The following is a 13,136-nucleotide window of genomic DNA, read 5'->3' on the forward strand; positions in this document are numbered from 1 at the left end:
GCTTGGTTTAAAAGCCCTTGATTCGATTTTTCTCACCCCAAGACCCCCAAGCGCTTGCTTGGCTGGCTGGCGAAGCTTAAATTTCACCAATAACGACAAGCACTTGGGTAAATCTGCTGAGAACCAGCGTGCAATTGCAGGCTGGGCGGGTTGGCCTGAGGCATTAAAGAGAGTTGGAGAGTACTTAGCGTGGATGATCAACAAGCGCAGGCCGTGATGCGTGACCTGGTGGCCAGTGGGCAGATTACCGACCCAGACAGCGCGCGGGGCAAGTTGCTGCAAATGGCGGCCCACCTGTTTCGCAGCAAAGGCTATGAGCGCACCACGGTGCGTGACCTGGCCGGTGCGGTGGGCATTCAGTCGGGCAGCATCTTTCACCACTTCAAGAGCAAGGATGAAATCCTGCGCTCGGTGATGGAGGAGACCATTCGTTATAACACCGCGTTGATGCAGGCTTCCCTGGCCGAAGCGAGCGACCTGCGTGGCCGCGTGCTGGCGCTGATTCGCTGTGAGTTGCAGTCGATCATGGGTGGCACCGGCGAGGCAATGGCGGTGCTGGTGTACGAATGGCGTTCGCTGTCGGAGCCCAGTCAGCAAGTCATCCTCGAGTTGCGCGACACCTATGAGCAGTTGTGGTTGGACGTGTTGAGCGACGCCCGAGCGGCGGGGTACGTGAAGTCCGATCCTTTCATTTTGCGGCGTTTTCTCACGGGAGCCCTGAGCTGGACCAATACCTGGTTCCGCCCTGAAGGGCCGATGAGCCTGGATCAACTGGCTGAAGAGGCGCTTTCGCTGGTGCTCAAGGACGTTTGAGCGTTCACTGCCTGCTAATGGCCTTTTGGCAGTACTGCCGCGGCTAGGGAATATCCGCTCAGCCAACACAAGGAGCCGCTTGCGGCCTGTTGCTTTCGAGGTATGTGATTTGCGCGTGGTATTCAGACAGTTGCTGACTTTGCTGTGTCTGCTGATGACTTTGCCGGCCATGGCCGGTGAGCAGGTGCGGGTCGGCGCCTACCATTTCCCTCCCTATGTGGTTAAGCCGGAAAGCGCCGCGCCAGAAGGCGTGCTGCCGGATTTGCTGGCTGCTTTGAATGCGTTGCAGAGCAACTATCGGTTCACGCTGGTACCGACCTCGGTGACCCGTCGTTACCGCGATCTGCAGAGTGGCCGTTTCGACCTTATCCTGTTCGAGTCGCCGAGATGGGGGTGGCAGAACACGGCATACACTTCGCTGGATCTGCAGATCCAGGATGCGGAGGTGTATGTTGCTCTCGCCGAGCCGGGGCGCGACCAGCGCTATTTCGACCAGCTCAAGGGCAAGCGCCTGGCGCTATACAACGGTTATCACTATGGCTTCGCGGGTTTCAATGCCAATCAGCAATTCCTCCGTGAGCAACATAACGCGGTGCTCACCTATTCGCATGACAGCAATCTGCTGATGCTCATGCGCGGCCGGGCAGATATTGCCGTGATTACCCGTTCATACCTGCAGCATTCCCAGCGTAGCGACTCCCAGCGCAGTAGGGCGTTGCTGGTATCGCAACGGCTCGATCAGGTTTACCAGCACCATGCGCTGTTTGCACCGGACTCCGCGCTGACGCCACAGGCATTTGCCGAGCTATTGCTGGCGCTGAACCAAGATGGGCAGCTGGATGCTTTGTTCCGCGGCTATCATCTGGTGGTGCCAGAACGACAGATACATGAGTGAAATCGCTCTGTTCGGTCAGCTTTTCCTGGGATAGGCTGGGTCGAATGGATAACAGGGGCGGGGCGTATGGTGCGGTTACTGCGCAAGGTGGTCAGCGGGTGCACACTGCTGGTGGCGACGTTGGCGGCGTGGCCACTTGCAGCCCAGCAAGTGGTGCATGTCGGGGGTGCGGTTTTTCCGCCTTATGTCGCCAAGGCGGAGCAGTCGCAACAGGCTGGCCTGTTGCCGCAACTCCTTGATGCGCTTAACCAGCTGCAGAGTGATTTTCGTTTTGTCGTGCGGCCGACCTCGATTCCTCGGCGCTTCCGCGATTTTGAACAAGGGCGGATTGATCTGTCGATGTTCGAAAATCCGGCCTGGGGTTGGCAAGGTATTGCCCACAGTGCCGTGGACATGGGCCTGGAAGATGCTGAAGTCTATGTTGCTCTCGCCAAGCCGGGGCGGGGGCAAGATTACTTCAACCGCCTCAGGGGCAAGCGCCTGGCGCTATTCAACGGTTACAACTATGGATTCGCCGACTTCAACGCAGAGCCGCAATTTCTTACGAAAAACTTCAATGCGACCCTGAGCTACTCCCACGACAGCAACCTGCTCATGGTGCTGCATGACCGAGCGGATATCGCCCTGGTCACGCGCTCCTATGTTCGCGACTTTCATGAGCGTCACGGGCAATACGCCGGGCAGTTGCTGGTCTCCGCGCGGCTCGACCAACGCTACCAGCATCAGGCGCTGCTGCGCCCCGGCGCGCCGATCAGCCCGCAGCAACTTGCTCGATTGTTTGAGCAACTGCGCGGCAACGGCCAGCTGACCGCGATCTTCGCGCCCTACCAGATCGCCGTCAGCTCAGGCGTAGCGGATAGCTCAGCAGCAACAGGTGTGACAGATTGACCGCTGCGTGCAGGGCAATCGCCAGGCTCAGCCGACCACTGTAGTGAAACACCAGGCCGTAACCCAGGCCGGCGACCCCCGCTACTATTGCAAATAAAGGGCTGAAGGGCGCATGCACGGCGCCGAACAGCAGGGCAGTCAGCAGAATGCCCGGCCAGATTCCCAGCCAGCTGACCAGGCGCGTCTGCAGCAAACCACGAAACAGCAGCTCTTCGGCCAGGACCGCTACGCCCAGGTTGACCGCCAGCCATAGCCACAATTCCTCCGGCCATTTTGGCTGCCAGCCGACCAGGTCCAGCGCCAAGGCCAGCAGCGGTACGCCGGCCAGGGTCAGCAGCGCCACTGCCCAGGCCCGTTGCGGTTGTGTGGCGCGCATGTGGGGTTGGCCCAGCCACCAGGCCAGCAAGGTCAAGCCGACCAGCAGTTTGTCCCAGGACAGGCGCACGGCGTAAGGCGCTGCATCGCTGCTGATCTGCCGTGGCGTCGACAATGGCCAGGGCGCGAACCCTGGCACCAGGTGGGCGGCCAGGGCAATGCTGGTGAGCAGGCTGAGGCTCCACCACAGGCGCGTGGGCAAGGCTTTGTCGGCAGCCAGCAGCAGGGTGATGAACAGTAGGCCGGCGGCCAGGCCGATGGGTTGGATAAAGCCCAGGCCAACGCCCAGCCCCAGGCCGAGGGTCGGTAGCAACAAACGAAGGTGTAATGGCACGGCAGCTCCTTGTGGGGGCGGCAGTCTAGCAGCCTGTAGGGCTGTGGCGTTGCTAGCGAGAAAGCCCGACAGGCTGCTAGCGATGCAGCGCCGTGCGGGGTTACTGGAAATAGCGCCCAAGCAAATACGGATCGTCGAAGTGGGCGCGGCCGATAAAGGCGGTGGCATGGTTGCCCCACTGCCGCATGGCGCCTGGCGACGCGACGCCGGATGGCCACAGCAGCCAGCGTTCCAGGCGCTCGCTGCCGGGCACCAGACCGTCGCTGGCGTACAGGCTGCGCTCGCCTTGTGGGTGAGGCAGCCCGCGCAACTGATCGAGCGCCTGGCGTTGGTAGTGCACGGACGGGTAGGGCGAGCGGCGGGCATCTACCCACTGCAGGCGATGCTCGCCAGCGCTCAGCCAGAGGGTCGGCGCTGTATCGCCATTGACTCTCAGGCGCTGGCTCAGGCGTGCTTCCTCGCCAGCGCTCTGACGCACCTGCAGGGACGAGTCGGCTGGCAGATAAAAGCTGTGCCAGCAACCACAGGGATGGATGCTGTCGTAGAGCAGGGCATTGCCCTGTCGGTCGAGGGTGACGCGCCAGAGCAAGCCATCCAGCTCGCCACCGTACAGATCCAGGGCGTGGGGCTTGGGGCGCTGGCTGAACCAGAGTTGATAGATCAATTGCAGGTGCCACTGACCATGCAGTTGACTCCAGCTTTTGTGCTGGTAAAGGCGCGCCTGCAGCGGAGTGAAATCCCGGCTGCCGTCATGCCGGTAATACGGGCTGCCGATGCGGTCGCTGCGGCCAGCCTGTTTGATCTTCAGCCGGGGGGCGTGGCGGGCGAACAGCGCGTCAAGTTGCCGTGCATCCGCCTGGGGCAAGCCCAGTTCATCTTCATCCAGAATCAGCGGCAGCGTCTGCGCGGGTACTGGAATTGGCTGGTAGCTCAGCCAGTGCGCGCCGTCTTCGGGCGCAGTGGCCTGGGCGGCGGCCTGCTGCCAGGCGGCAATACCTCGGCGCAAGATTGGCTTGAACAGTGGGTAGAAGCCCAGGGTGCGCGCCCAGTCACGATAATCGTCGGGCACCTGTGCGGCCTCGACTGCACGGATAAACGCCTTGGGATCGCCACTCAGGTGTTCGATCTGCTGGGCGCGGCAGGCGTCAAGAGCCGCTTGCCGGACAGGCGTGTTCCAGTCCTGACGCTGGATCGCGGGCAATTGGGCGATTTCGATCCGGCTGGCTTCGGCGTCACGTTCGGCCAGGTAGTGCAGCCACTGACGGCGCTGCTGCGGGCTGCTTGCGTTGGCGCCAAGGGCGGCGAGCACTCTGTCGCTACGCAGGCCAATAAAACCGGGCAAACGATGGTACTGCGCATCCTGATGAGCCTGGGTGGCCTTCGGCAATTGGCTGAGCAGCAGCGCACAGTTGTCAGTGGGTACTGGGTACTGATGCGCGCAGCCCGCCAATAGCCCAGCCAGTAGGCTAGCGGTCGCGAGAGTCCTTGGCGTCCTGGGTTTCCATCTCGACTTTACGTTCACGGACTTTCTTCAGTTGCTCATCGGTTAGCGGCAAAGACTTACTGGTTCGCAGCAGTATCAAGCCCGCCACGATAGAACCCAGGACGAACACCATCAACAGCCAGATATACCAGGGCATGGTCAATTCCTCGGGTGGGTGGAATCCTTACCTTATCGCGCCTGGCCAGGCTTGTCAGGTGTCCGATTGTGGCGAGGAGCAGATCAGCCGGGGGCGTCAGCGCTTTCGCAAGACATTCGCGCTTGATTGACAACGGTCGATCCGTCATGGCGCGCTTGGCCATCATAGGTTTCTCGCAAGTGGCTGTCCCCGACGCTGCGAGCGGTCTTGGCTGGTAGCTGTGGGGGTCGCCTATGCCCGTTTACCCTCACCCGGCCCTGACTTTGAAGCGGCTCAGGGCGTGTTGCATGGCGGCTGCGTGTTCGGACAGTTGCCCGGCAGCACGCGCACATTCCTGGGAGCTGATGTTGTTCTGCTGGGTGACGTCATCGATCTGTTCCAGGCCGATACTCGCTTGGCCCAGTCCCGAAGCTTGTTCGCCGGAGGCCAGAGAGATCAGCGAGACCAGGTTGGAAACCTGTTCGGTGCCGCTGACGATTCCCTTGAGTGAGTCGGCGGTGCGGCTGGCTATGACCATACCGCGCTGGGTCTTGATTGATGAGTCGGCAATCAGTGAGGCGGTTTTTTGTGCAGCTTCAGCACTGCGGGCCGCCAGGCTACGAACCTCATCCGCCACTACGGCGAAACCACGGCCCAGCTCACCGGCGCGGGCCGCCTCGATCGCCGCATTGAGCGCGAGCAGATTGGTTTGTGCCGCAATGTTGTCGATGGTGGCGATAATTGTAGTGATGTCCTTGCCAGCATTATCGATCTCGCCCATGGCGCCGATCAGTTCGTCCATCAGTTGGTTGCTTTGCCCTGCATCCTCACGGCAAGACTGCGACTGATCATCTGCTCTTTGGGCATTGTCGGCATTTTCGTTGGTCTGTGCTGTCATCTGGTTCATCACCGCACTGATCTGTGTGACCGATGAGGCCGAGTTGGCTGCTCCCTGCGACAGCGACAGGCTCAACTCCGATACCTGCGCAGAGCTGCAGGTGATCTGCGTTGCCCCTGTCTGAACGTCGGCAATCAAACCGTTAAGGCTATTCACCATCTGCTGCAGTGCTTTGCCTAACTGATCGCGCTCCGAGGACAGTGTCACATCCAGATCCAGATCGCCCGCAGAGATGCGTTCCGCTACGTGAACCTGGCGCTGCAGGCTGTCTGACATGTCGTTCAGGGCCTGGGTCAATTCGCCAACTTCGTCGCTGGAGTGGTGGCGGAGGCGCTGGGAGAAATCGCCCGTACGAATGTTTTTTGCCAGCCCGGCGGCGTTACGGATTGGCCCGGCCAGCTTACCGGCGACATACCAGAGTACGAACAATGCCAGGAGGAAGATGCTTGCGCCGACCAGGATCTGCCAGAAGCCATTCATCTGGCTGCGCGACTTGAGTTCGGCGTCGAGGGCAATGGCTTGGCTCATGACGACGGCTTTGGGTACGCTGATCAGGATGGCCCAGGGTTTGTCGGTGCGGCCGAGCGGAATCGGCATTAGCACTTCGAGGTTCTGGGTGGCCTCGTTCAGGCGGGCCTTGCCCTGGCCTTGCTGGATGTCGTCGAGGGTCTGTTCCCACGCGTCCGGCAGCAGGTTCTGCAGGCTTTGGCCGATCAGGTCGGTGCGCTGGCTGTCGGCAACCACCAGGCCCTGGTTGCTGAGGATGGAAACCGTACCCTGGCCCTCGTAGAGCTCGCTCGCCATCTGCTCACTGAGTTTCTGGATGAATGTCAGGTCGTAATCGGCGCCGACAACGCCATAGAATTTGCCTTCGACCACGATGGGCACCGACAACGTCGCCAGCCACACCGATTGCCCTTGCACTACATAGGGGATGGGGTCGAGCACGCTCTCCTTGAGGGTATCGCGAGGGCCGCTGTACCAGCCGCCTTTGAGTACCCCGTTGGGGTGGCGTTCCTCACTGTCGTATTCAACCAGTGTCTGAACCGCGATATTGCCATTGCTGCTGCGGGTCCAGTAGGGGGTAAAACGTCCGGTGTTACCGCTATTGCCCTCCAAACCAGTGCGGTGGATTGCATCTTCGCCGTCGAGCGCATCGGGCTCCCAGCAGGAGTAGGTGCCGTTGAATTCGGGGTTGTCGCGCAGTACGCCGAGCAGAATTGCGTTGATTTGCTCGCGTCCCAGTTCCAGCGGACTGTCGTAGGGTATGGCCGCAGCAAAGGTGTTGGCCATGGTGCGCGCCGCATCGAGAGCATTCTGCAGCTTGGCCTGGATGGCTGTCGCCCTGGACTGCGCGAGGTTCTGCACCTCGCGAACGGTCGCTTCCTCGATCAGTGTCGAAACTTCTTGGTTGACGAAGGTCGCAGTCGCGTAGGAAGAGTAGAGGCCATAGAAAACGAGTGATGCAGAGGACAGCAGCAGGCACAGGCCGGCAGTAGAACAAATGCGTGTTTGTAGAGAACGAAAAGCCATGGTGCAGCCTCCTCGGGTATCTATTGCAGCACAGGGCTTAAGGTTCAGGTACTGCCCCGGTGAGGTGCAGTGCCAGTATTACTGGTAGGCCGTCCGAGCAAGGCAGTGGCGTTCAATCCACACAGGTCGGATTTCCTGACAGCTTCCAGGGCGTAATTTTTCGTCAAGGATAACGATGTGTGCCCGTGCGCTATATGCCGCTTTATGTCTGGCTAAATAGTGCTTTGGAACAAGTATCACCAGGCATTCGGCAGTGCCAGGCAAGGCAATGGCGGGTGGCAGTGGCGCTTGAGAGAGAGGATGCATGCCCGCCAGTTGCTGGCGGAGTAAGCGCGGGTTGCCAATGCGCGCAACTCGTTAATAGCTCAACTAGTCTTTGCCACGATAGAGCCCAGGGCGAGCGCGATCAGCAGCCAGAGATCCCAAAGCATGGTCAGTTCATCGGCGTGGAATCCTTCCTTATTGCGCCTTGGCCGGGCTTGTCAGTTTGGCAGTTGCGCGACTGCCTGCAGGTTGCTGTCGTCCTTGAGCGTTACGCCTGAGAGTTGTAGGCGCAGGGCCTCGCGGGTCAGGTAGTCGAGTTTGTGTGCGGCCACGGCGTAGGGCAATCCTTCCGGGCGCACGTTGGAGATGCAGTTGCGCTGGCTGTCCATGGTGGCGGCCTGCGGTTGGTAGGTGATGTACAGGCCCAGGCTGTCCGGCGCGGTCAGGCCAGGTCGTTCGCCAATCAACACGATAACCAGGCGTGCGCGCAGGGCCATGGCGATACCGTCGCCGATAGCCACCCGGCCTTGTTCGGCGAGCACCACCGGGGTGTTGGCCCAATCCGTGTCGAAGTGTTGGCGAAACGCTAGCAGCAGGGGCAGGGCATGGCGTTGTACGGCGATCGACGACAGGCCGTCGGCGATGACGATGGCCAACTCAGGCGCGGCCAGTTCGTGCAGCAGGTGGGTGCGGCAATCGTCGTGCAGGCGCCGGCCATAGTCAGGGCGCAGCAGATAGGTCTGCCGGTCTGCGGCGTTGCTGTGTACCTGCAGGGTGCGAAAGCCATTGCTCTTGAGCTGGTGTTTCAGTTCGCTGAAGTCCAGCGGGCGGTGCACCGCATCGCGGGCCTGGGCGTGGGCCAGGCCGAACTTCAGCACCTCGCGCGTCGGCAGGCTGCAGCCGACGCGACCCAGGGCGATGCGTGCCGAAGTATGGGCGCGCAACTCGTCCCATGGGTTGGCCTGGGCCAGCTCCACTTTGGCCTGGGTCAGCTCCACTTTGGCCTGGGCCAGCTCCATCTTGGCCTGGGCCAGCTCTATCTTGGCCTGGGTCAGGTTGGGTTTGTCATCGTTCATGTTCAATCCCCTCAGGCCGCGCCGGATACATGCGGCAGTTGTTGCAGCAGGTGATGGCCGCGACCGATTTCGCGCAGCCTGCCGGTGGTGTCGGTGATGGCCATGCGCGTCAGCCAGGCGTCGAATTCCGGCGCGCGCTTGAGGCCCAGCACGCTGCGCAGGTAGAGGGCATCGTGGAACGAGGTACTTTGATAGTTGAGCATGATGTCGTCAGCACCAGGAACACCCATGATGAAGTTGATGCCAGCCGCGCCAAGCAGGGTGAGCAGGTTGTCCATGTCGTCTTGATCGGCTTCGGCGTGGTTGGTGTAGCAGACGTCGCAGCCCATCGGCAGGCCGAGCAACTTGGCGCAGAAGTGATCCTCCAGGCCGGCGCGGATGATCTGTTTGCCGTCGTACAGGTATTCCGGGCCGATGAAGCCGACCACGGTGTTCACCAGCAGTGGTTTGAACGCGCGGGCCACGGCGTAGGCGCGGGCCTCGCAGGTTTGCTGATCGATGCCGTGATGGCCTCCGGCCGACAGCGCGCTGCCCTGGCCGGTTTCGAAGTACATGCAGTTGTCGCCCACGGTGCCGCGCTTGAGGCTCAGGGCCGCCTCGTGGGCTTCTTTGAGAATACTCAGGGATACGCCAAAACTGCTGTTGGTTTTTTCGCTGCCGGCAATCGACTGGAACACCAGGTCAACCGGCGCGCCGGCCTCGATGGCCTGGATCTGTGTGGTGACGTGGGTCAGCACGCAGCTCTGCATGGGGATCTCGAAGTGCTGGCGCACCTCATCCATCATTTGCCACAGGCGCATCAGGGTCGGCAGCGAGTCGCTGGCCGGATTGATGCCGACTGTGGCGTCGCCGGCGCCATACAGCAGGCCGTCGAGCAGGCTGGCGGCGATGCCGCGCACATCGTCGGTGGGGTGGTTGGGTTGCAGGCGTACCGAAAGATGGCCCGGCAGGCCGAGGGTGTTGCGAAAGGCGCTGACCACATGGCACTTGCGCGCCACCAGAATCAGGTCCTGGTTACGCATCAACTTGCTCACCGCAGCGGCCATTTCCGGGGTGATGCCCGGGGCGACGGCGGCGAGGATGCTGCTGTCGGTCCTCTCCAGCAGTAACCAGTCGCGCAGGTCGCCGACCGTCAGGTGGCTGATCGGGGCAAAAGCCTGTTGGTCATGGCGGTCGATAATCAGTCGGGTGACTTCGTCGCTTTCGTAGGGGATCAGCGCTTCATTGAGAAAGGTCTGCAAGGGCACATCGGCCAGGGCCAGTTTGGCCGCCATGCGTTCCTCATAGGTGGCCGCCGCCAACCCGGCCAGGTAATCACCGGAACGTGCAGGGCTGGCCTTGGCCAGCAGGGTCTTGAGGTCGGCGAAGCGATAGGTCATGGCTCCGACAGTGGTCTGATAAGGCATACGCACTGCACTCCAACTTGCAAATGGCTGAGAACTCCGCCGTGCTCTGCGAGCGCCTAGCACTCTTACGACGACGCGAGGTGCGTTCACGGCTGCTGAGCGTTTTTTCACACGTATTGTGAGCATTCAGCGGCAAACCCTTGCTACTGCAGTGCCCATGCCAACGTCCGCTGGGCGCCCCATGCAGGGCGTTGGCGTGTTTGCGCGACCGACATTGTCTCGTGTTCTGCTCTATTTTGGAGCGCTGGTTAGTTGGTCTGCGCTGGCCTAGACCAAGATGACAGGGCGATGACTAACAATAGAGCATTCGGTCAGGGCGTGAGGAGTGTCACAAGACGGCAACTTGGCGCTGGTTGAATGGCAGACTTTCAATCTGCCAGGAACCTCTGCCAATGACCACTACCAGCGCTCTGGCGCGCCTGCTCAAACCGGTCTTGCCATTGGCGCCGGGCATGAGCATCGCGGATGTCGCGGATCGCTTGTTGACCCCCGAGCACAAGGATTTTCTGTCCCTGCCGATTGTCGATGTGGCGGGCTATCCGCTGGGCCTGGTCAGTCGTAGCGCCTTGCAGGACATCTTTATGCAACGCTTCGGCCGCGATCTGCGCGGTCGCCATCCGGTGCAGGAGGTGATGAACCCGGCGCCCTTGACCGTCAGCCTGGACACCAGCCTGGAGGAGGCCGCCAAGCAGATAACCGGGCAGTTGCAATATCCGATCACCGAAGACTTTATTCTGGTCGATGCACAGGGCCAATACCGTGGCCTGGGCACCGTGCTTGACCTGCTCAAGGCTATGGAGACGCGCATTGCCCAGCGTAATGCGGTGCTGCACAAGGCCCTGGTCGATCTCAAGGAATCACAGGCGCAACTGGTGCAGTCGGAAAAGATGGCCTCGCTCGGGCAGATGGTTGCCGGCGTCGCTCACGAGCTGAATACCCCGCTGGGTTACGTGAAAAACAATGTGCAACTGCTGCGTGAACTAAGTGCACCGCTGTTCGAGTTGGCCGAGGCGCAGGCTGTCCTCGCGGATTGCCTGGCGGACCCGCACTGCGACGAAGCGCGCCTGGCCATGGCTCTGGACAGCGCCGCCAATGCTCGTGAGCAGGCCGCGCCGGAGCTGCTGGTTGATGATCTCAATCAACTGTTCGACGACACCCTCTATGGACTGCAGCAGATCGCCGAGCTGGTGGTCGGTCTCAAGGATTTTGCCCGCCTGGATCGCGCCATGAGCGAGGAGGTCGACCTCAACGACTGTGTTCGCAGCGCCCTGGTGATCGCCCGCAACAGCATCAAGGACAAGGCGGAGGCGGTGTTGCAGCTCGGCGAGTTACCGCGTATTCCCTGCGCGCCGTCGCAGATCAATCAGGTACTGCTCAACCTCTTCACCAATGCCGCCCAGGCCATCGAGGGTTTCGGCCAGATTCGGGTGAAGACCTGGGCCGAAGACGCTGCGGTGTTCATCTCGGTACAGGACAGCGGTCGCGGTATGCCTGCGGCGGTGCTGGCGCGGATTTTCGATCCCTTCTTCACCACCAAGCCGGTCGGCCAGGGTACGGGCCTGGGCCTGTCGATCAGTTTCAAGATCATCCAGGACCATGGAGGCCTGATTCGCGTGGCCTCCGAACCAGGGCGCGGTACGCGTTTCCTGATCCGCCTGCCGCGTCCCCAGGCAGCCACACTGCAACGGAGCGCTTGAAATGACTGCACCTATCCGCATCCTGTTTGTCGACGACGAAGAGCGCATTCTGCGCAGCCTGGCTCTGCAGTTTCGCCGCCAATATGAGGTGCTCACCGAGAGCGATCCGCACCGCGCCTTGCAGCGCCTGAAAAACGAGACAGTGCATATCCTGGTCAGCGACCAGCGCATGCCGCAGATGAGCGGCGCGGAGCTGCTTACCCAGGCCCGCGAGATCGCCCCGCAGACCCTGCGCATTCTCCTCACTGGTTATTCCGACCTGGACACGGCGGTGGAAGCGCTCAACAGTGGCGGCATTTTCCGCTACCTGACCAAACCCTGGGACCAGCAGGAGATGGCCTTTACCCTGCGCCAGGCGGCAGAAATTGCCGCGCGCCAGGTACAGGCGTCGGTGGTGCCAAGCGCCAGCGTGCTGGCCGCGCCGCTCAATGTGCTGTTGCTTGATGAAGACCCGCAAACCCTGGCCGTGGTGGGTGATTTTTGTATGGCCGGCGGTCATCGCCTGCTGCGTGTGAGCAACCTGCGTGAGGCGCTGGGCGTACTCAACGAGTTGTCGGTAGATTTGTTGGTCAGTGATCTGAAATTGGCCGGGGAGGAAGTCGCGCCCTTGCTGAAAACCCTGGCCCAGGCACACCCAGGTTTGCTGACCCTGGTGGTGACACCGTTCTGCGACACCCAGGCGCTGCTCAAACTGATCAATGAGGCGCAGATATTTCGCTACCTGCCCAAGCCGATTCGCCGCGGCCTGTTCGAGAAAGGCCTGCTGGCTGCCGCCGAGCAGGCGCAGCTGTGGCGCACCCAGCCGGCGCAGGTCGTCACGCGCCTGGCGCAGATACCGCGCGAGGCGCGTGAACGCGAGAAGGTGGGGAGTTTAATGGGCATGCTGGGCCGCTTGCGCGAGCGCCTGACGGCGTAAGGCGGTGCGGGCGGCGTTCCGCGCGGCACCGCCGCCTTCGACGGGGGCGCGTGTAGCAGCCAGGGGGGGCGCCTGGTCTTTGCTGCGGTTCGGCGCTCCGACGATACTTTTGCCCTGCAAAGATCGCCAGCAAGCTGGCTCCTACGGAGCAATGCTGTTCACTTAAGTGGGCATGTCAGGGCGCTTGTCGTCAGCCAGGTTCCTCGCGCGTAGCCCGGACGCAATCCGGGAGCGGTTTGTCGGGCTACAATTCCCCCGGATTTCATCCGGGCTACAATTCCCCCGGATTTCATCCGTATATGGACTCCCCCCGTTTTGCCAGTGATACGCTCTTCAAACGAACCTAGGTACGACTGCTTCCGTATATCCGGCTTCTAATTAAGGCATTAGGTGCCTTGAGCCATAATGAAAATCCGCTCATG

General features: G+C 61.4%; 11 protein-coding genes. 5 read left to right on the plus strand and 6 right to left on the minus strand.

Annotation, left to right across the window (positions count from 1 at the left end; translation table 11 throughout):
* Window positions 1-189: 189 nt before the first annotated feature.
* The 3 genes from Q8K09_RS13890 (at window position 190) to Q8K09_RS13900 (ending at window position 2,596) form a co-directional block, all read left to right on the plus strand.
* Entirely contained in the window at window positions 190-813 is a 624-nt protein-coding gene (locus Q8K09_RS13890) for a TetR/AcrR family transcriptional regulator (protein WP_305255564.1), read from the plus strand.
* A gap of 154 nt (window positions 814-967) precedes the next feature.
* Window positions 968-1,708, plus strand: a complete 741-nt coding sequence (locus Q8K09_RS13895; RefSeq protein ID WP_305255565.1) for an ABC transporter substrate-binding protein — start codon at window positions 968-970, stop codon at window positions 1,706-1,708.
* Window positions 1,709-1,774: 66 nt separating this feature from the next.
* The gene (locus Q8K09_RS13900; RefSeq protein WP_305255566.1) at window positions 1,775-2,596 is read left to right on the plus strand and encodes a transporter substrate-binding domain-containing protein; all 822 of its coding nucleotides are present in this window, start codon (window positions 1,775-1,777) and stop codon (window positions 2,594-2,596) included.
* On the opposite strand, the gene Q8K09_RS13905 is transcribed toward Q8K09_RS13900, so the two are convergent.
* From Q8K09_RS13905 to Q8K09_RS13930, 6 genes are all read right to left on the minus strand, one after another.
* Window positions 2,547-3,305 carry a CPBP family intramembrane glutamic endopeptidase gene (locus Q8K09_RS13905; RefSeq protein ID WP_305255567.1) on the minus strand — a complete coding sequence of 253 codons (759 nt, stop codon included), beginning with the start codon at window positions 3,303-3,305 and terminating at the stop codon, window positions 2,547-2,549. The genes Q8K09_RS13900 and Q8K09_RS13905 overlap by 50 nt on opposite strands.
* Before the next feature lie 100 nt (window positions 3,306-3,405).
* Window positions 3,406-4,692, minus strand: a complete 1,287-nt coding sequence (locus tag Q8K09_RS13910) for a hypothetical protein (protein ID WP_305255569.1) — start codon at window positions 4,690-4,692, stop codon at window positions 3,406-3,408.
* Window positions 4,693-4,771: 79 nt separating this feature from the next.
* On the minus strand, window positions 4,772-4,945 hold the full coding sequence (locus Q8K09_RS13915) for a DUF2897 family protein (protein WP_305255570.1): 174 nt from the start codon (window positions 4,943-4,945) through the stop codon (window positions 4,772-4,774).
* A gap of 247 nt (window positions 4,946-5,192) precedes the next feature.
* A complete protein-coding gene (locus Q8K09_RS13920; protein WP_305255571.1) occupies window positions 5,193-7,355 on the minus strand; it encodes a methyl-accepting chemotaxis protein in 2,163 nt (720 codons plus the stop codon).
* Between the two features lie 482 nt (window positions 7,356-7,837).
* Window positions 7,838-8,638, minus strand: coding sequence for an ethanolamine ammonia-lyase subunit EutC (gene eutC / locus Q8K09_RS13925; protein ID WP_305255578.1), 801 nt, complete (start codon window positions 8,636-8,638; stop codon window positions 7,838-7,840).
* A gap of 68 nt (window positions 8,639-8,706) precedes the next feature.
* Complete coding sequence (locus tag Q8K09_RS13930) at window positions 8,707-10,101, minus strand: ethanolamine ammonia-lyase subunit EutB (RefSeq protein WP_305255572.1); 1,395 nt, start codon at window positions 10,099-10,101, stop codon at window positions 8,707-8,709.
* A 392-nt stretch (window positions 10,102-10,493) separates the two neighbouring features.
* Here Q8K09_RS13930 and Q8K09_RS13935 point away from each other — a divergent pair, with 392 nt between their 5' ends.
* Together Q8K09_RS13935 and Q8K09_RS13940 are read left to right on the plus strand one after the other, a co-directional pair.
* Window positions 10,494-11,798: an ATP-binding protein gene (locus Q8K09_RS13935; RefSeq protein WP_305255573.1), complete on the plus strand. Its 1,305-nt coding sequence runs from the start codon at window positions 10,494-10,496 to the stop codon at window positions 11,796-11,798.
* A gap of 1 nt (window position 11,799) precedes the next feature.
* Window positions 11,800-12,714, plus strand: coding sequence for a response regulator (locus tag Q8K09_RS13940; RefSeq protein WP_305255574.1), 915 nt, complete (start codon window positions 11,800-11,802; stop codon window positions 12,712-12,714).
* Window positions 12,715-13,136: the final 422 nt, after the last annotated feature.

It is taken from the genome of Pseudomonas sp., from assembly GCF_030683065.1.
Lineage (GTDB): Bacteria > Pseudomonadota > Gammaproteobacteria > Pseudomonadales > Pseudomonadaceae > Aquipseudomonas.

What these genes read in the sequence shown, in the direction of transcription:
- Q8K09_RS13895 (WP_305255565.1), top strand. Translation starts at nt 968, where the DNA reads ATGACTTTGCCGGCCATGGCCGGTGAGCAGGTGCGGGTCGGCGCCTAC.
- Q8K09_RS13900 (WP_305255566.1), top strand. Translation starts at nt 1,775, where the DNA reads ATGGTGCGGTTACTGCGCAAGGTGGTCAGCGGGTGCACACTGCTGGTG.
- Q8K09_RS13915 (WP_305255570.1), bottom strand. Translation starts at nt 4,945, where the DNA reads ATGCCCTGGTATATCTGGCTGTTGATGGTGTTCGTCCTGGGTTCTATC.
- Q8K09_RS13920 (WP_305255571.1), bottom strand. Translation starts at nt 7,355, where the DNA reads ATGGCTTTTCGTTCTCTACAAACACGCATTTGTTCTACTGCCGGCCTG.
- eutC (WP_305255578.1), bottom strand. Translation starts at nt 8,638, where the DNA reads ATGGAGCTGGCCCAGGCCAAAGTGGAGCTGACCCAGGCCAAAGTGGAG.
- Q8K09_RS13930 (WP_305255572.1), bottom strand. Translation starts at nt 10,101, where the DNA reads ATGCCTTATCAGACCACTGTCGGAGCCATGACCTATCGCTTCGCCGAC.
- Q8K09_RS13935 (WP_305255573.1), top strand. Translation starts at nt 10,494, where the DNA reads ATGACCACTACCAGCGCTCTGGCGCGCCTGCTCAAACCGGTCTTGCCA.
- Q8K09_RS13940 (WP_305255574.1), top strand. Translation starts at nt 11,800, where the DNA reads ATGACTGCACCTATCCGCATCCTGTTTGTCGACGACGAAGAGCGCATT.